Raw genomic sequence first — 16,981 nt, forward strand, 5'->3', positions numbered from 1 at the left:
TTGCCGTTTTGTTTATCCGTTGATGTGTAACGTGTTATGAACAATCAGCGTGAAACGGGGGCGCTATGGAATGGTTGGTTAAGAAATCGCATTATGTCAAAAAGAGGGCGTGCCATGTTCTGGTGCTGTGCGATAGCGGCGGTTCGCTAAAAATGATCGCCGAGGCGAATTCCATGATATTACTGAGTCCCGGCGATATCCTGTCGCCTTTACAGGATGCGCAGTATTGTATTAATCGGGAAAAACACCAGACCTTAAAAATCGTTGATGCACGCTGTTATTCCTGCGACGAATGGTAGCGATTGACGCGCAAGCCATCATGATCTGGCGGGCAGAAAAATCAGCATTACCCCCGCCATAATGCACAATACGCCGAGCATCGCTTTTAGGCTGAAAGCGCCTTGCAAACCGGGTAACAACATTGAGGCTACCCAGACAAGCACATAACTGAGACTCAGCAGCGCATAGGCTTTGCTGAGCGCGAGCGTGTGTAATGTTTTCTGCCAGCAGAAGACGGAAACCAGATACCCCGCCAAACCGGCGAATAGTGCCAGGGTCGCGGCATTAAATGCGCCCAGCCCGGAAATAAACGCCAGTGGATGCGCTATCGATGGCAGTCGCATCATGGCGAATCCTAAACTCAACTGGGCGAGGGAGGCAATCGCAACGCTTATCAGTCCCCACATTACGCCCATTATGCCGCACTCCCCAGAATGATAATGCCGCTGATAATTAATGCGACGCCCAACCAGTGGCGGGGCGGAACCTGTTCATGCCAGATTTTCCAGGCCGCCAGCGTGACCCAGACAAAATTCAGACTCAACATCGGGTAAGCAATTCCCACCGGCAGGGTTTGTAGCACCAGCAGCCACAGCACCATCGCTGCACCCATGCATATCAGCGCCAGGCCCAGCCACAGCATGAGGTGACGGCGGCGTCTGCCCGTCGTCAATGGCCGTGTCGCTTGCTTCTGGCAGAGCTGACCGCCAACGCTGAGCAGACTGGCAAGCACCAGAACGATGCCGATCATTTAGGCCGATACTGAATTAACACCAGACGCCCCTGATAATCAACATTGTCCGCAGGGGGAAGGGAAAGAGCGCTGATGTCTTCGTCTTTGTCTATTGAAAGTACTAGCGTAATAATGCCCTCCTGACGATGCTGGTTGAGCCAGGCGTTAAAATCGTCGGCTTTAACGAATTTATTCTGTACATCAGGATAGCTAAGACCATACCTGAGTTCGCCCGCGTGTCCGTAGAGCATAATATCGTCTCGTTTCAGACTCCAGGCCAGCCCGGCGGCGACGCCCACGCTGTCGGCAAGAATATAGCGGCTTGATGCCAAAGGCGCCTGGGTCATTTCGACAAAAAACTGGGGCTGTTTGGATTCCATCACCCTGTCGGGGACGGAAAAGCCGAACAGCAGCGCCAGTCCCAGCGGACAAAACGCGGGTAATAGGTATTTTTGGCTATGACAGAGGCTATACCAGCCCACAAACGCCCAAACAGTAAAGACGCCCCAGACGCAAAACACTTTATAGGTTTCGATATGCGTCCACACCAGCGATTTCAGCGGGCCCCATGAGGAGACGACAAACGCTGTGACGATCCCGACTAACCCGAACACCAGGTTGATCCCGCCGTTGACACGCAGCGCGGCGATGCCTTCTTTTACGTTATGCAGGACGAAGCGCGCCATGAGTATCGCTATCGGTGCGAAACAGGAAAGAACATAGGTGGGCAGTTTCCCTTTCGCAATGCTGAAAAAGAGAAGCGGCATGATCGTCCATCCGAGCAAATAGAATGCGCCGTTTCGCTCGCGCCAGCCCAGTTTAAGCGCGCCAGGCAGTAACCCCAGCCACGGTAAACTTCCCGCGAGCAGTACCGGCAGATAGTACCAGAAAGGGGCCTTATGCTGGGCATCGCTCATGGCGAATCGCTGGATATGCTCCACCCAGAAAAAGTAATGCCAGAAATCGGCTTCGCGCTGCGCAATGGCGATCGCCCAGGGAAGGACAACCACAAAGCAGCTCAAGACCGCCAGCCAGCCGTAAAGCAAAAAGTCCTTCCAGCGTTTCTGGACAATGACCCACGGCAGCACGCTCACCACCGGTACGGCCAGGGCGAGGAAGCCTTTAGTTAATACACCCAGACCGCAGGTTGCGCCCAGTAGCAAAAACATCCCAATCTTGCCCGTTCGGGTCGTGGCCTGCATCCCCTGCCAGAAACAACACATCCCGGCCGTAAGCCAAAGCGCGATCATCGGGTCGAGTACCGCATACGTCCCGATACTGTAAACGGCAAAGAGGGAGAGAAAGATAACGGAGGCGAGCAACGCGGTACGTTTATCCCGCCATAAGCGGAACGTCAGCCACGCCACCAGCGCTGCGGCCAGCAATGTCGTTAAAATAGCGCCAGCCCGCACGCCAAAATTGGTAGCGCCAAAAAGCCACTGACCCAGACTGTTTATCCAGTAACCGGCTATCGGTTTTTCAAAATAACGTAATCCCAGAAAATGCGGCACGATCCAGTCGCCAGACGCCAGCATCTCCCGACTTATTTCGGCATAGCGCGTTTCATCCGGCTGCCAGAGCAGGCGGCTGTTGACAGGAATAACATAGTAGAGCGCGATAAACGCGGCGAAAGCCAGATAATAGCGTATCGATTTCATCATGAGGCGCTCGCTGCCTGTTGACACCCCAGCCAACCTTCACGGCCAGGGATGTGTCCACGTACAATTTGCCCCAACGGCAGAGACTCAGGCGATGCCGGCAGCAGTTCGCCCAGAGGACAAAAGGTGATCCCCGCATCGCGTGCACGAACGAGCAAATCTTCAAACAGCGGCTGATGGACAATACCTTCTACTTCCGCATGGATGGTATATACCGGCGTGCCTTTGTCCTGCAACATACGGGAGATAATCCAGGTATTGAACGACTGCGCCTGAACGGCGGGGCCGATAACCTCATCCCACGTGGGTAAGGTGACCGGGATTTGCGGCGTCCCTGTCTGGCCCGGCATCAGTAGCGGACGGAATAAGGTGGTTCCACGGCAATCGCTGTTATACCTCAGGTTGAACGACTCCTTCGCACGAACAACGCGCCCATCCGCTCGCCAGCCGGCCGCGGCTGAGCAGGTGACGGGTTTTCCGATAATGGCCTCAAGCGCCGTTATGCCGCGCGCAATATCTTCTTCAAGCTGGCGGATACTCCAGTGGCCGCTGTGAGTCTGCCACGCATGGTGATCCCAGGCATGTAGTCCCGTCTCATGGTATGTTGCCGTTTCACGAATAATCCCGGCATTGGCGTTGCCGATATTTTTTCCCGGCCAGGCGGTACCGGCCAGCAGGATATCCCAGCCGTAGAGCGAGGCGGCGTTTGAACGTAGCATTTTCCATAAAAATCGCGGTCTTATCAGACGCCAAAGATGACGTCCCATATTGTCCGGCCCGACGCTGAAGAAAAAGCTGGCCTGAACGCCGTGGCGATGCAATGTCGCCAGCAGCCGGGGAACACCTTCACGCGTTCCTCGCAAGGTATCAACATCAATGCGTAAACCGACTTTCGTCATGATGCGCGTTCCGCGACATCTACGCTGCGCAGAAAGAAGTCCAGCGTTTCTTCAACCGTATCACGCATCGCAATAGACGGCTCCCAGCCCAGACAGCGCCTGGCATTGTCGATACTGGGTTTCCGGTGTGCGACATCCTGATAACCCTTGCCGTAATAACTACGGCTTGCGACGACCTGGAAACCGGCAAACGGTGGGAAATGGCAGCGCAGTGGATGCTTGTCAAAACTATCGAGCAACAGCGTCGCCAGTTCCTGAATACTGGCTTCGTTGTCAGGGGTGCCGATATTAATGATTTTGCCATCGCACCGATCGCCCTCATTCACAATAATGCGGAATAATGCTTCGATCCCGTCACGAATATCGGTAAAACAGCGCTTCTGCTGACCGCCGTCGATAAGCTTGATCGGCGTCCCTTCTACCAGGTTCAGAATCAACTGCGTTATTGCGCGTGAACTGCCGATACGCGCTGCGCTCAGGCTATCCAGCCGCGGCCCCATCCAGTTAAAGGGACGGAAAAGCGTGAAGCGCAATCCCTCTTTTTCGCCATAAGCCCAAATCACCCGGTCGAGAAGCTGTTTGGAAACGGAGTAAATCCAGCGCGGCTTATTCACCGGCCCGACGATCAGATTCGATTTGTCCTCGTCAAAAGAGGCGTCCGTACACATGCCGTACACTTCAGAGGTAGACGGGAAAACCACGCGTTTACGGTATTTCACGCAATAACGGATAATCCGCAGGTTTTCTTCAAAATCAAGTTCAAAGACGCGCAGCGGGTTGCGGGTGTATTCAATCGGGGTTGCAATTGCTACCAGCGGCAGTACGACATCGCATTTTTGACATGATATTCGATCCATTCTGAGTGGATGCTGATATCTCCCTCCACGAAATGAAAGTGAGGGTGGAGCAGGAACCGGCTAATGGCGTTGCTGCCGATATCCATACCGTAGACCTCGTAATTCTCTTCATTCAGTAACCGTTCGGTCAAATGATTGCCGATAAAACCGTTGACGCCGAGGATGAGAACGCGAATGCGACGTTTACCGCTGGTCGCTGGTGGACGGTTCAAACGCGCGCCCGCCACCAGACCAAGCGTCTGTGCAAGCTGCGAGCCCTGTACAGTAATACCGTCTCCGGCCTGGCCGGTAATAATCTCCAGCGCGCCATCGGCGCAGGCGACCCGCAGCGGAGAGACCGAAATTACCGAGCCGGGAAGCACGCCTTGCGCATCCGGACAAATTCGGGAAGACCAGATAGTGAATTTTTGCGAGCCGTTATAGCTGAACGCGCCGGGCCAGGGGGCGGCTACCGCCCGCACCAGGTTATGCACCGTGGAAACCGGTTTGTGCCAGTCGATAAGGCCATCTTCCGGCCTGCGGCGACCATAATATGTAGCGTCAGACTCACGCTGAGGAACAGAAGGTATATCGCCGCATTTCATGGTGGGCAGGATGCTATTAAGCAACTGGCGCGCGGCCTGACATAGCTTATGATGCAGGGTAAGCGCAACATCGTCCTGCGCAATAGCAACGCGTTGACTGGCGACAATCTCTCCGGCGTCGGCACGTTTGACCATACGATGCAGCGTTACGCCCGTTTCGCTTTCGCCGTTAACCAGAACCCAGTTTAGCGGCGCACGGCCACGATAGGCAGGCAATAGAGAACCGTGCAGATTGAACGCGCCAGCCGGGGCGAGGTGCAGAATTTCTTCGCTTAACAGGTTGCGGTAATAGAACGAAAAAATAATATCCGGCGCAAGCTCAGCGATGCGGTCGACCCAGATAGGATGATTTACGTTATCCGGCGCATAAACCGGAATCCCTAATCCTGCCGCCAGCCGGGAGACGGAGCCAAAAAAGGTGTTTTCCGCAGGATTGTCGGCATGAGTAAAAATCGCGGCAATCTCATACCCGGCATCCAGTACGGCCTGCACGCCCTGACATCCCATATCGTGATAGGCAAAAATAACGGCTTTCATTGGTGACTTTCCTCAGTAAACGGCGTGCTTTCCGGGTAGATAACTTGTTGAACAAAATAGCGGGGGCGGGCGCGGACATCGTTATAAATGCGACCAATGTATTCGCCCAGTAGCCCCATACCGATGAATTGCGCGCCGATGAAGGTAAACAGAACGGCAAAGAGCATAAATACGCCTTCCGCCGCCCACTGCGGTCCCAGCGCCAGGCGAAGTACAATAAGCAATACCGACAGACTAAACCCGCCGATGGCGATAACGCTGCCCAGCAGGCTCAACAGGCGCAGCGGCGTCGTCGTCAGACAGGTCACCAGGTCATACATCAGGTTAATGAGACGCATAAAACTGTATTTAGAGTCGCCAAATTCACGTTCAGCGTGATGCACCGGGATTTCGGTAGCCCGACGAGCGAAAATGTTGGCCAGAATAGGGATAAAGGTGCTGCGTTCATGGCAGCGCAACATAGTATCGATAATAGGGCGGCGATAGGCGCGTAACATGCAGCCGTAATCGCCCATCGCTTTGCCCGTTGTGCGCTGGATCAGTAGATTAATGATTTTTGACGCCGATTTGCGAAACAGGCTGTCCTGTCGGTTCTGGCGCACGGTGCCTACCACATCGAACCCTTCATCGGCTTTCGCCACCAGACGTGGGATCTCTTCCGGCGGGTTTTGCAGATCGGCATCCAGCGTAATGATAAGATCGCCGCTTACATGGCTAAACCCCGCCATAATTGCTGCATGTTGACCGTAGTTACGGTTGAGTAAAATAGAGATGATATGGCTATCGGCCTCCTGGGACGCCTTAACCATCAGCTCCGCCGAGCTATCGCTGCTACCATCATCTATCAATAAAATCTCCCACGCTTTGCCCAGGCTCTCGCAGGCGGTGGTGGTGCGTCTTATTAATTCCGGCAGGCTTTCCTGTTCGTTATAGACAGGAATAACCACCGAGACTTTTTTTATGGGGGCGGCGTCAAACATGCTTATTGTCCTGCTATCTGATGAAGGGCGGTAATGACCCGATCAAAGTCACTCTCGGTCATGTCCGGGAAGAGCGGCAGTGAGCAGATCCGTTCGCTGTTCCACTCGGTGTCAGGCAGCGTGAGCGTTGGGAAACGTTCGCGATAATATTTTTGCGTATGCGCGGCGCGGAAATGCAGCCCTGTGCCGATGCCTTTCGTTTTCAGCGATGCCATCAGAGCATCCCGGGTAATACCGCAGCGGGCTTCATCGACCCGGATAATGAATAAATGCCAGGCGTGAATATGCTCCCACGACGGAAGGCTCAGAGGCTGAAAAGGCAGGTCTGCCATTGCCTGGTGGTACTGCGCTGCGATGGCGGCGCGGCGAGCGTTAAGCGCATCCAGTTTCTGTAACTGAGCAAGCGCGATAGCGGCGTTGAGGTCGGGCAAATTATATTTGTAGCCCGGCGCCAGGACTTCCGCTTGTGGCGCGCGTCCTCCGCTCTGTCGATCCCAGGCATCAACGCCAAGCCCGTGAAACTTGAGACTGCGCAGTTTATCGGCGAATTGCGGGTTATCCGTGACGACGATACCGCCTTCAGCGCAGGTAATGTTCTTAATGGCGTGGAAGGAGAAAATCGCGGTGCCCCGGGCGCCAATGTGGAGACCTTTGTAGCTGGTTCCTGTCGCGTGCGCCGCGTCTTCAATCACCGGAATGCCATAACGCTCGCCAAGAGCGTAAATAGCGTCCAGATCGGCGGGCGCGCCAGCGTAGTGGACGGGGATAATTGCTTTGGTTTGTGGCGTAATCGCGGCTTCGATATGTTCAGGTGTGACCATCAGCGTATCGCGATCGACATCGACCATGACGGGGTTCGCGCCGAGTAAAACGATCATATTTAGCGTAGAAACCCACGTCATTGACGGTGTAATGACCTCGTCGCCTTCACCAATGCCCAGCGCCATCAACGCGATGTGCATACCGGCAGTGGCTGAACTGACGGCAACGGCATATTGATTGCCTGTTAGCCGACAAAATGCCGCTTCCAGTTCCTGATTTTTCGGGCCGGTTGTTATCCAACCTGAGTCCAGTACGGTCTTAACGGCAGCGAGCTCTTCCGCGCCCATCGCCGGACGGGAGAAAGGCAAAAAGTCCGACATCATTTTTCCTTCAGCCATTGAAAGCCGCTTTTCAAATATTTCGGCAATAGAAAAGGGCTTATTTTTTAACGCATTTAGCTGAACCCTACTGGATGAAGATTAAATTAATATTAAGAAATTAAGGTGAAGTAAAAAGATAATTTTTAACGGAATTATGCTTTGCTTTCGCCGAAAGTTTAAGGCATTTTATGCATGCCCAAAAGCTGTTTTTATGTTTCTGGTCTGGTCTTCCGTCGCGGAATTTCATTTTAATTGTATTGCTATTAAGTTAGCTGCACTGTCTGCCTGAGAGGTTAATGTGCTGGCATTTACCCTACGCTTTATTAAAAACAAACGCTATCTCGCGACTCTGGCGGGGGCGTTGGTTATTATCGCCGGGTTGACCTCACAACATGCCTGGAGTGGTAACGGTCTACCGCAGATTAACGGTAAAGCGCTGGCGGCGCTGGCGAAGCAGCATCCGGTAGTCGTGTTATTCCGCCATGTCGAGCGGTGCGATCGTTCCGATAATACCTGCCTGTCAGACAGCACGGGGATTACGGTCAACGGTGCGCAAGATGCCAGAGCGCTGGGTAAAGCCTTCAGTGCCGATATACAAAATTACAATCTCTATTCCAGTAATACGGTGCGCACCATCCAGTCGGCAACCTGGTTTTCCGCGGGCAGGTCGCTTACGGTGGATAAAAAAATGATGGATTGCGGCAGCGGTATTTATGCTTCAATCAATACGTTACTGAAAAAGTCGCAGAATAAAAATATAGTCATTTTTACCCATAATCATTGTTTGACGTATATTGCAAAAAATAAGCGCGGCGTAAAGTTTGATCCGGACTATCTTAATGCGCTCGTTATGCATGCGGAAAACGGAAAACTCTTTTTAGATGGTGAATTTGTTCCCGGCTAGCCGCATGTTAAAAGCGTAAAGACAGCCTGAAGCGGCTGTCGTCATTATAATAACCCTTTCAATGCTAATGTGTGGCGTGTCGCTACATTCAAATCATACAGCGCCAGTTCTTCTGGCTTGACCCAGGCGTAGTCCTGAAATTCGTCGTTAATACATATATCGCGATTAGCGGAAACACAGTCGAAGATGAGATAAATCATATAAATCTCTTCTTGTCTGCCATCAGCGTAGGTTTTAACGCGGATATCGTCGCGGAAGGTCCACGGCGTAATATCGCTCAGAATCAGTTGTTCGCCGAGTTCTTCCCGAATCTCCCGACGCAGCGCCTCTTCAATGCGTTCGCCCGGCTCGACCCCGCCGCCCGACAGCGCCCACTGACCGGGAAAGACGCCGCGGTTGTCGGCCATTTTGCACAGCAGATAACAGCCATCATTTTGAATTAATGGGCAAACTATAGTTCGTTGACGCATAAGTCGCTTCCTTAAACCACCAGGTCGTCAGCTTAACAAATCATTCTGCGAAATTCTTTGTGAAAAATGGAAGCGATAACGCAGACTGCGTTTTTTGTTAATCCAGTTGATGCAGGCGTCGCCATGTGATGGCGCAATGATGCGGCATGGCGAAAGTAGTATTTCGTTACAATATGTTTTTGGAATGGTTTTTTAGTGCATTGATTCCTCAGCGTCTGGCAGTACAATTCTGCCGTTTTGGGGAGTTTTTCTTTATGTGCTTGCTGGAAAGGGTAAAAATGAAAAAAAGCATATTATTAGGTTTTGCCGGAATGCTGTTCGTTTCTGCATCGGCGCAGGCCATCAGTATTAGCGGCCAGGCGGGCGAAGATTACACCAACATTGGCGTGGGTTTTGGTACGGAATCGACGGGACTGGCGCTAAGCGGCAACTGGATGCACAACGATGATGATGGCGATGCTGCGGGCGTGGGTCTGGGGCTGAACATTCCGGTGGGACCGCTGCTGGCGACGGTCGGCGGTAAAGGTATTTATACCAATCCGAAAGACAGCGATGAAGGCTATGCGGCGGCTGTCGGCGGTGGGCTACAATGGAAAATCGGCAACAGCTTCCGTCTGTTCGGCGAGTATTATTATTCACCAGATTCGCTGTCCAGCGGTATCGACAGTTATGAAGAAGCGAATGCAGGCGCGCGTTTCACCATTATGCGCCCGCTGAGCATTGAAGCCGGTTATCGTTACCTGAACCTGGCGGGTAAAGACGGCAACCGCGATAATGCGATTGCTGACGGCCCTTATGTTGGCGTAAACGCCAGCTTTTGATGCTAACGGCGCGGCAATCGTCGCGCCATATTCCTCTTTTTCCCGTCATTCTTCTTTCCACGTCCTATTCCTCTTTGCGTTATAGTGTTTTCATCATAAGAGCAGGAGAACACAATGCTAAATGTGGAAATGCTATCCACCGGGGATGAGGTGTTGCACGGACAAATCGTTGACACCAATGCCGCCTGGCTGGCTGATTTTTTCTTTCATCAGGGCGTTCCGTTATCACGGCGAAATACGGTAGGCGATAACCTGGACAGTCTGGTCGCTATCTTGCGTGAACGCAGTCAACATGCTGATGTTTTGATTGTTAATGGCGGGTTAGGGCCGACCAGCGATGATTTAAGCGCGCTCGCCGCGGCAACGGCAAAAGGCGAAGGATTAGTACTGCACCAGGCGTGGCTGACCGAAATGGAACGTTACTTTCAGCAGCGCGGTCGCGTGATGGCGCCGAGCAACCGTAAACAGGCGGAACTGCCTGCCAGCGCGGAGTTTATTAATAATCCGGTCGGCACGGCCTGTGGATTTGCGCTACAGCTCAACCGCTGCCTGATGTTTTTCACCCCCGGCGTACCGTCGGAATTTAAGGTTATGGTGGAGAAGGAAATCTTACCGCGGTTACGCGCGCGTTTTTCGCTGCCGGAGCCGCCGCTTTGCCTGCGGTTAACGACTTTTGGACGTTCAGAAAGCGACCTCGCGCAGCGTCTCGATTCACTGCCGTTGCCGCCCGGCGTGACGATGGGGTATCGCTCATCAATGCCGATCATTGAACTGAAATTGACCGGCCCGGCGACGCAACGGGAGGCGATGCTGGCGTTATGGCCAGAGGTCAAACGGGTTGCCGGGCAGAGTCTGATTTTTGAAGGTACGGAAAATCTGCCGGCGCAAATAGCCCGCCGCCTGCAGGAAAGGCAGTTGAGTCTGACGTTGAGCGAGCAATACACCAGCGGCTTACTGGCGCTACAGCTTTCCCGCGCCGGGGCGCCTGTTCTTGCCAGCGAAGTCGTTCCTTCTCAGGAAGAGACGCTGGCGCAAACGGCGCACTGGACGACAGAACGACGCAGCAATCATTATGCCGGTCTGGCGCTGGCCGTGTCGGGGCTGGAAAACGAACATCTTAATTTCGCGCTGGCGACGCCGGATGGCACGTATGCCTTACGCGTGCGTTTTAGCGCCAATCGGTATAGTCTGGCAATACGTCAGGAGGTCTGCGCGATGATGGCGCTAAATATGCTGCGCCGCTGGCTTAATGGCGAGGACATTATCAGCGAGCATGGCTGGATAGACGTGGTTGAATCATTGACATCATAATCCCTTTCTCTTATCTGCGATGGGAACGACATCGTGAGCCGGATAAGGCCGCTATGCCATTATCCGGCAATATTATCTGCTTTTTTGTCCAGCCAATTGTACTGAATACAAAGTAATACGTGCGTTAATTCACATTTATATGGTTAACCCTTCCACTCCGTTGGAAGGCGGATAAGCTTTGACGCGCTTCACAATTTTTTCCCTACTGACCTTTCACACTGATTCCAGTGTCTCAGACTGGAGTCCAATATGTTGGAATCAAGTAAAGTCCCGGCTCTTACTCGCGCAATCGACATCCTCAATTTGATCGCGCGTATTGGCCCATGCAGCGCGGCAATCATTATTGAAACGCTGCGTATTCCAAAAAGCACCGCGTACCTGCTGTTGAATGAATTAAAACGTCAGCGATTTATTAGCCTCGATCATCAGGATAACTACTGCCTGTGGACTAAGCTCGTTGAATTGTCGGGTCATGCGCTCAGCAAGATGGATCTGCGGGAGCTGGCGCGTCCTCGTCTAACACAACTGATGGATGAAACCGGGCTGCTGTGTCACTTGGGGATCATCGACCACGAAAATGCGTATTACATACTGAAAGTGGAATCCTCATCCACTATCAGCGTGCGCTCGCATGAGGGGAAAAGCCTCTCTCTTTATCGTTCCGGCATCGGCAAATGCCTGCTGGCATGGCAGCCGGCCGCCGTACGCAAAGCCATTATTGAACAACTGGTATGGGAGCGAGCCACGCTGACCACCATCACCGAGCCGCAACAATTGAATGATGAGCTGGAACGCATTCGCCAGCGAGGATGGAGCTTTGATAACGGGGAGGATTATCCGGATGTCCGCTGCGTTGCCGCACCGGTATTTAATGCCAGAAACGAACGGACCGCGGCAATTTCAGTGGTCGGCACGCGCCTGCAAATCAACGAAGAGAATCTAGATTATTTGGCCGGTAAAGCTATTGCCTGTGCCAAAGATATTTCACGCCTGTTGGGATGGAAAAGTCCCTTCGACTCACTCGCATCTTAAAATGGAGAATATTATGACTCTTCCTAAAATTAAACACGTTCGAGCCTGGTTTATTGGGGGCGCTACCGCAGAGAAAGGGGCTGGCGGCGGGGATTATCACGACCAGGGAGGAAATCACTGGATTGATGACCATATCGCCACTCCCATGAGCAAATATCGCGACTATGAGCAGTCTCGTCAGTCTTTTGGGATCAACGTGTTAGGGACGCTGATTGTCGAAGTAGAGGCGGAAAATGGGCAGACGGGGTTCGCCGTTTCGACAGCAGGGGAGATGGGCTGTTTTATCGTAGAAAAACATCTTAACCGGTTTATTGAAGGCAAATGCGTAAGCGATATCAAACTTATTCACGATCAGATGCTCGGCGCGACCATGTACTACTCCGGTTCCGGCGGTCTGGTGATGAACACGATTTCCTGTGTGGATCTGGCGCTGTGGGATCTGTTTGGCAAGGTGGTTGGGCTGCCGGTTTATAAATTGCTGGGCGGAGCGGTGCGCGATGAAATTCAGTTTTACGCCACCGGCGCACGCCCGGATCTGGCTAAAGAAATGGGCTTTATCGGCGGTAAAATGCCGACTCACTGGGGGCCGCACGATGGTGATGCGGGGATCCGTAAAGATGCCGCGATGGTGGCGGATATGCGTGAAAAGTGCGGGCCGGATTTCTGGCTGATGCTCGACTGCTGGATGAGTCAGGATGTGAACTATGCGACTAAACTGGCTCACGCCTGTGCGCCATTTAATCTCAAATGGATTGAAGAGTGTCTGCCGCCGCAGCAGTATGAAGGCTATCGCGAATTAAAACGCAACGCGCCTGCAGGGATGATGGTTACCAGCGGCGAACACCATGGTACGCTGCAATCCTTCCGCACTCTGGCAGAAACCGGCATTGATATTATGCAGCCGGATGTTGGTTGGTGCGGCGGATTAACCACGCTGGTTGAGATCGCCGCGCTTGCCAAATCGCGCGGGCAACTGGTGGTGCCGCACGGTTCGTCTGTCTATTCGCACCATGCAGTTATTACTTTCACTAATACCCCTTTCAGCGAGTTCCTGATGACCAGCCCGGACTGTTCCACCCTGCGTCCGCAATTTGACCCGATTCTCCTGGATGAGCCGGTGCCGGTGAATGGACGCATCCATAAATCAGTGCTGGATAAGCCGGGCTTCGGCGTCGAGCTTAACCGTGACTGTCACTTGAAACGCCCTTATAGCCACTAATAACTCGTGCGTTGCCTTTGTACGGCAACGCCCTTATCCTGTTGAGGATATTGCTATGAGCATCACTTTACTTGACGGCGTAGTGAAGAAAAACCGCGCACGTTTAATTCCTTTTATGTTGGCACTGTATGTTCTGGCGTTTCTGGATCGTTCAAATATTGGTTTTGCCAAAGAGACCTATCAGATAGATACCGGGCTAAGTAATGAAGCCTACGCGCTAGGGGCCGGTATTTTCTTTGTGGTTTACGCTTTCCTTGGCGTACCGGCTAACCTGCTGATGCGCAAATTTGGCGCAAGAACCTGGATCGGCACGACTACCCTGCTGTGGGGCTTTCTCTCTGCTGCGATGGCCTGGGCGGATAGTGAAGCAAAATTTCTGATAATCCGCACGCTATTGGGCGCGGCGGAGGCTGGATTTTTCCCCGGCATGATCTATCTAACTTCACAATGGTTCCCGCAGCGTAACCGTGCCAGCATTATGGGGCTATTTTATATGGGGGCGCCGCTGGCGTTAACGTTGGGTTCGCCGCTCTCCGGCGCTCTGCTGGAGATGCATGGTTTTATGGGGCACCCGGGATGGTTCTGGATGTTCGTTATCGAAGGCCTACTGGCGATTGGCGCAGGGATATTCACCTTTTTCTGGCTTGATGACACTCCGCAGCAGGCGCGTTTTCTTAGCCTGGAAGAAAAGAACGCGCTTATCAGGCAACTGGCGAGCGAAGAAGAAAAAAAGGTCACGTCAAGGCTTGCGGATGCGCTGCGTAATGGACGCGTCTGGCAACTGGCTATTATTTATCTGACGATTCAGGTGGCGGTATACGGACTCATCTTTTTCCTGCCGACCCAGGTTGCCGCGCTATTGGGCACTAAAGTGGGCTTTACCGCTTCGGTGGTAACAGCGGTTCCCTGGGTGGCGGCTTTGCTTGGCACATGGCTTATTCCTCGCTACTCCGACCGTACCGGCGATCGCCGTAACGTTGTGGCAGTGACGCTACTGGCTGCGGGCATTGGCATTGGCCTGTCAGGTCTGGTTTCTCCGGTGCTCGCTATTCTGGCGCTCTGTGTTGCAGCAGTAGGATTTATTGCCGTTCAGCCCGTATTCTGGACCATGCCAACGCAGCTACTTTCCGGTACGGCTCTGGCGGCAGGAATTGGTTTCGTTAATCTGTTTGGCGCTGTGGGCGGTTTTATTGCCCCAATTCTGCGCGTAAAAGCGGAAACGTTGTTTGCCAGCGATGCGGCGGGCCTGCTGACGCTGGCCGGAGTCGCCATCATTGGCTCATTAATTATCTTCACGCTGAGCGTTAATCGTCCGGTGGCGCAATCCGGCGCTGCGCATCATTAATCTTATCTACGTTGTAAGGATCGCTATGAACGCATTGTTATCAAATCCTTTTAAAGAAGGATTACGTAAAAGGGATACGCAAATTGGTTTGTGGCTCAGTTCAACCACCTCTTATATGGCGGAGATTGCGGCGACGTCGGGTTATGACTGGTTGTTAATAGATGGCGAGCACGCGCCTAATACGGTGCAGGACTTGTATCATCAGTTACAGGCCATCGCCCCATACGCCAGCCAGCCGGTGATTCGCCCGATCGAGGGAAGTAAAGCGCTCATTAAACAGGTACTGGACATCGGGGCGCAAACGCTACTGATCCCGATGGTTGACACCGCAGAACAGGCGCGCCAGGTCGTTTCCGCTACCCGATACCCGCCGTTGGGGCAACGAGGCGTTGGCGCGAGCGTGGCGCGTGCGGCGCGCTGGGGGAGAATCGACAACTATATGGCACAGGCCAATGAGTCGCTCTGCCTGTTGGTGCAGGTTGAAAGCAAAGTGGCGCTGGAAAACCTTGACGCGATTCTGGAGGTTGAAGGCATTGATGGCGTCTTTATCGGTCCGGCAGATCTCTCTGCTTCATTGGGTTACCCCGATAATGCCGGACACCCGGAAGTGCAGCGGATCATTGAAGCGTGTATTTATCGTATTCGCGCCGCCGGAAAAGCGGCGGGTTTTTTGGCGGTCGATCCGGCAATGGCGCAGAAATGTCTGGCGTGGGGCGCGAATTTTGTCGCGGTCGGGGTAGATACGATGCTCTACACCGAGGCGCTGGACAGCAGGTTGGCGATGTTTAAATCTGTTCAGTCAGTAAGCACGGCAAAACGTAGTTATTGAGAAAAATGCCGGATGGCACGTATGCCTTACGCATGCGTCTTAGCGCCTATCGGTATAGTCTGGCAATACGTCAGGAGGTTTGTGCGGTGATGGCGCTAAATATGCTGCGCCGTTGGCTTAATGGCGAGGACATTACCAGCGAGCATGGCTGGATAGACGTGGTTGAATCATTGACGGCATAGAACTTTTAGTGGGAAGGCTTGGCCTTCCCATCCTTATATACTTATAAATTCTTGGCAGAGCATCATTTCAGGATAAGAGCCTAATGGGATAGGCTCTAAGTACTCACCATTACTGGAGACTGTATTCATATATTTGCCGCCGGGTTTGGGTGTTAAATAGTGCTTGTTCTTCTACTGAAAGCGTTAAGAATTTTTCCGCAAATTCTCGTAGTGTGGTAACAGGATCGTTTTGTCCGGCATTCGATAAGAGTTGAATTGTATGGTAACAAAATAGACCACAGCCGTTGGGTACATTGTTCTGTAAATTCATTTCAATAAAATTAACCTCATCGCTTTCTGATATGCCTGCAATTTTTGCTGCTTCTATAATCTCTTGCTTAGTATTTTCATTTAAATTATAATAAGTATTAAATATAAGGCATTTTATTTTTTCTGCAAGTTTATAAAATAAACATATAAGCCAGTGATCTCCTGTATTTATCAGAAAGACTTCATTTTCAGATAATCCTGATTGAGCCATCTTTTCAAGTAGCTGAGTGCTTAATATATTTTCTTTGGTGGTAGGATGAATCAGCCCAATAGGATAGTTTACCGAGAGAAAAGGTGATTCTTGAACCAGACCTTGCGTTGCAGCTGCCAGCTCATCTGACGACAACATTCGCGCACTACACCAAAGATTTTCAACTCCTACCTGTTCTTGATCTGTCTGAGCGAACTGGTCGCCCATAATTTTATGTGCTATTCCTATTTTTTTAGAAAGGTCGGTTGTCGCGGAACCGGCCATATAAAGTAATCTGGAAGGGGCATGTAGCTTTTTCCACTCAGTGTTATTTTTTGTTATATCGTTATTGGCGATTTGATGTAATACAAGGCAAGCCTGATTGATTTTTTTGTCTATATCTGGTGATCCCGATCTTTTTCCGCTAAAGAGATCAAAAAGTAATTTCTCAACTTTATGTCCCAGGTCATCGTTGCGTAACGCAAGATTGCATAACAGATCAATACAATTCTGATTACCGTTCTCTACTTCGCCAATCAACAACGCAAGCACCTCATCGCTCACATCTTCTGAATATAAACTGTGAAATTGCGGTGTGCTCAATCGGTAAAGTGAATTTACACATATATTCATTTTGCTCTGTTTCCTGGTAGGTGAAAGTAACGAATATGATGTCATATATAATTATTTGTAAAAATAT

17 protein-coding genes and 1 pseudogene are annotated in these 16,981 nt (G+C 52.0%); 9 read left to right on the forward strand and 9 right to left on the reverse strand.

Annotated features, from left to right (window positions below; genetic code table 11):
• Window positions 1–65 precede the first annotated feature (65 nt).
• The gene (gene pmrD / locus ACLJRU_RS14995) at window positions 66–299 is read left to right on the forward strand and encodes a signal transduction protein PmrD (RefSeq protein WP_023235093.1); all 234 of its coding nucleotides are present in this window, start codon (window positions 66–68) and stop codon (window positions 297–299) included.
• Window positions 300–317: 18 nt separating this feature from the next.
• Here pmrD and arnF read toward each other — a convergent pair whose 3' ends face one another.
• The 7 genes and pseudogenes from arnF to arnB form a co-directional block, all read right to left on the reverse strand.
• Complete coding sequence (gene arnF / locus ACLJRU_RS15000) at window positions 318–695, reverse strand: 4-amino-4-deoxy-L-arabinose-phosphoundecaprenol flippase subunit ArnF (RefSeq protein ID WP_000538694.1); 378 nt, start codon at window positions 693–695, stop codon at window positions 318–320.
• Complete coding sequence (gene arnE, locus ACLJRU_RS15005) at window positions 695–1,030, reverse strand: 4-amino-4-deoxy-L-arabinose-phosphoundecaprenol flippase subunit ArnE (RefSeq protein ID WP_000579485.1); 336 nt, start codon at window positions 1,028–1,030, stop codon at window positions 695–697. The genes arnF and arnE overlap by 1 nt, the downstream gene beginning before the upstream one ends.
• Window positions 1,027–2,673 carry a lipid IV(A) 4-amino-4-deoxy-L-arabinosyltransferase gene (gene arnT, locus ACLJRU_RS15010; protein ID WP_023235091.1) on the reverse strand — a complete coding sequence of 549 codons (1,647 nt, stop codon included), beginning with the start codon at window positions 2,671–2,673 and terminating at the stop codon, window positions 1,027–1,029. The genes arnE and arnT overlap by 4 nt, the downstream gene beginning before the upstream one ends.
• Window positions 2,670–3,569: a 4-deoxy-4-formamido-L-arabinose-phosphoundecaprenol deformylase gene (gene arnD / locus ACLJRU_RS15015; protein WP_000169768.1), complete on the reverse strand. Its 900-nt coding sequence runs from the start codon at window positions 3,567–3,569 to the stop codon at window positions 2,670–2,672. Before arnD ends, arnT begins: the two co-directional genes overlap by 4 nt.
• Window positions 3,566–5,547 (reverse strand): annotated as a pseudogene (gene arnA, locus ACLJRU_RS15020) (bifunctional UDP-4-amino-4-deoxy-L-arabinose formyltransferase/UDP-glucuronic acid oxidase ArnA). Before arnA ends, arnD begins: the two are co-directional and overlap by 4 nt.
• On the reverse strand, window positions 5,544–6,527 hold the full coding sequence (gene arnC, locus ACLJRU_RS15025) for an undecaprenyl-phosphate 4-deoxy-4-formamido-L-arabinose transferase (protein ID WP_000458893.1): 984 nt from the start codon (window positions 6,525–6,527) through the stop codon (window positions 5,544–5,546). Before arnC ends, arnA begins: the two are co-directional and overlap by 4 nt.
• Window positions 6,528–6,529: 2 nt before the next feature.
• Window positions 6,530–7,669, reverse strand: a complete 1,140-nt coding sequence (gene arnB / locus ACLJRU_RS15030) for a UDP-4-amino-4-deoxy-L-arabinose aminotransferase (protein WP_011264334.1) — start codon at window positions 7,667–7,669, stop codon at window positions 6,530–6,532.
• A 298-nt stretch (window positions 7,670–7,967) separates the two neighbouring features.
• On the opposite strand from arnB, the gene pmrG reads away from it, so the two are divergent.
• Window positions 7,968–8,573 (forward strand): lipopolysaccharide core heptose(II)-phosphate phosphatase PmrG, encoded by a 606-nt coding sequence (gene pmrG / locus ACLJRU_RS15035; protein WP_001540499.1) that lies wholly within the window; start codon window positions 7,968–7,970, stop codon window positions 8,571–8,573.
• A gap of 44 nt (window positions 8,574–8,617) precedes the next feature.
• On the opposite strand, the gene nudI is transcribed toward pmrG, so the two are convergent.
• Complete coding sequence (gene nudI / locus ACLJRU_RS15040) at window positions 8,618–9,043, reverse strand: nucleoside triphosphatase NudI (protein ID WP_001249902.1); 426 nt, start codon at window positions 9,041–9,043, stop codon at window positions 8,618–8,620.
• Between the two features lie 278 nt (window positions 9,044–9,321).
• Here nudI and ACLJRU_RS15045 point away from each other — a divergent pair, with 278 nt between their 5' ends.
• From ACLJRU_RS15045 to ACLJRU_RS15075, 7 genes are all read left to right on the forward strand, one after another.
• Window positions 9,322–9,864 carry a YfaZ family protein gene (locus tag ACLJRU_RS15045; protein WP_001670658.1) on the forward strand — a complete coding sequence of 181 codons (543 nt, stop codon included), beginning with the start codon at window positions 9,322–9,324 and terminating at the stop codon, window positions 9,862–9,864.
• Window positions 9,865–9,978: 114 nt separating this feature from the next.
• On the forward strand, window positions 9,979–11,175 hold the full coding sequence (locus tag ACLJRU_RS15050) for a nicotinamide mononucleotide deamidase-related protein YfaY (RefSeq protein ID WP_000935689.1): 1,197 nt from the start codon (window positions 9,979–9,981) through the stop codon (window positions 11,173–11,175).
• A 249-nt stretch (window positions 11,176–11,424) separates the two neighbouring features.
• Complete coding sequence (locus ACLJRU_RS15055; RefSeq protein ID WP_023235090.1) at window positions 11,425–12,207, forward strand: IclR family transcriptional regulator; 783 nt, start codon at window positions 11,425–11,427, stop codon at window positions 12,205–12,207.
• 13 nt (window positions 12,208–12,220) lie between these two features.
• On the forward strand, window positions 12,221–13,426 hold the full coding sequence (gene rhmD / locus ACLJRU_RS15060) for an L-rhamnonate dehydratase (protein ID WP_001530644.1): 1,206 nt from the start codon (window positions 12,221–12,223) through the stop codon (window positions 13,424–13,426).
• Between the two features lie 55 nt (window positions 13,427–13,481).
• Complete coding sequence (locus ACLJRU_RS15065; RefSeq protein ID WP_001540494.1) at window positions 13,482–14,771, forward strand: MFS transporter; 1,290 nt, start codon at window positions 13,482–13,484, stop codon at window positions 14,769–14,771.
• Between the two features lie 25 nt (window positions 14,772–14,796).
• Window positions 14,797–15,600 (forward strand): 2-keto-3-deoxy-L-rhamnonate aldolase, encoded by an 804-nt coding sequence (yfaU, locus tag ACLJRU_RS15070; RefSeq protein ID WP_023235089.1) that lies wholly within the window; start codon window positions 14,797–14,799, stop codon window positions 15,598–15,600.
• A gap of 5 nt (window positions 15,601–15,605) precedes the next feature.
• Window positions 15,606–15,782, forward strand: a complete 177-nt coding sequence (locus ACLJRU_RS15075) for a hypothetical protein (protein ID WP_001112764.1) — start codon at window positions 15,606–15,608, stop codon at window positions 15,780–15,782.
• A 109-nt stretch (window positions 15,783–15,891) separates the two neighbouring features.
• On the opposite strand, the gene sseL is transcribed toward ACLJRU_RS15075, so the two are convergent.
• A complete protein-coding gene (gene sseL, locus ACLJRU_RS15080) occupies window positions 15,892–16,914 on the reverse strand; it encodes an SPI-2 type III secretion system effector deubiquitinase SseL (protein ID WP_038394022.1) in 1,023 nt (340 codons plus the stop codon).
• Window positions 16,915–16,981: the final 67 nt, after the last annotated feature.

Source organism: Salmonella sp. SAL00653 (assembly GCF_046552515.1).
GTDB classification, from domain to species: domain Bacteria; phylum Pseudomonadota; class Gammaproteobacteria; order Enterobacterales; family Enterobacteriaceae; genus Salmonella; species Salmonella enterica.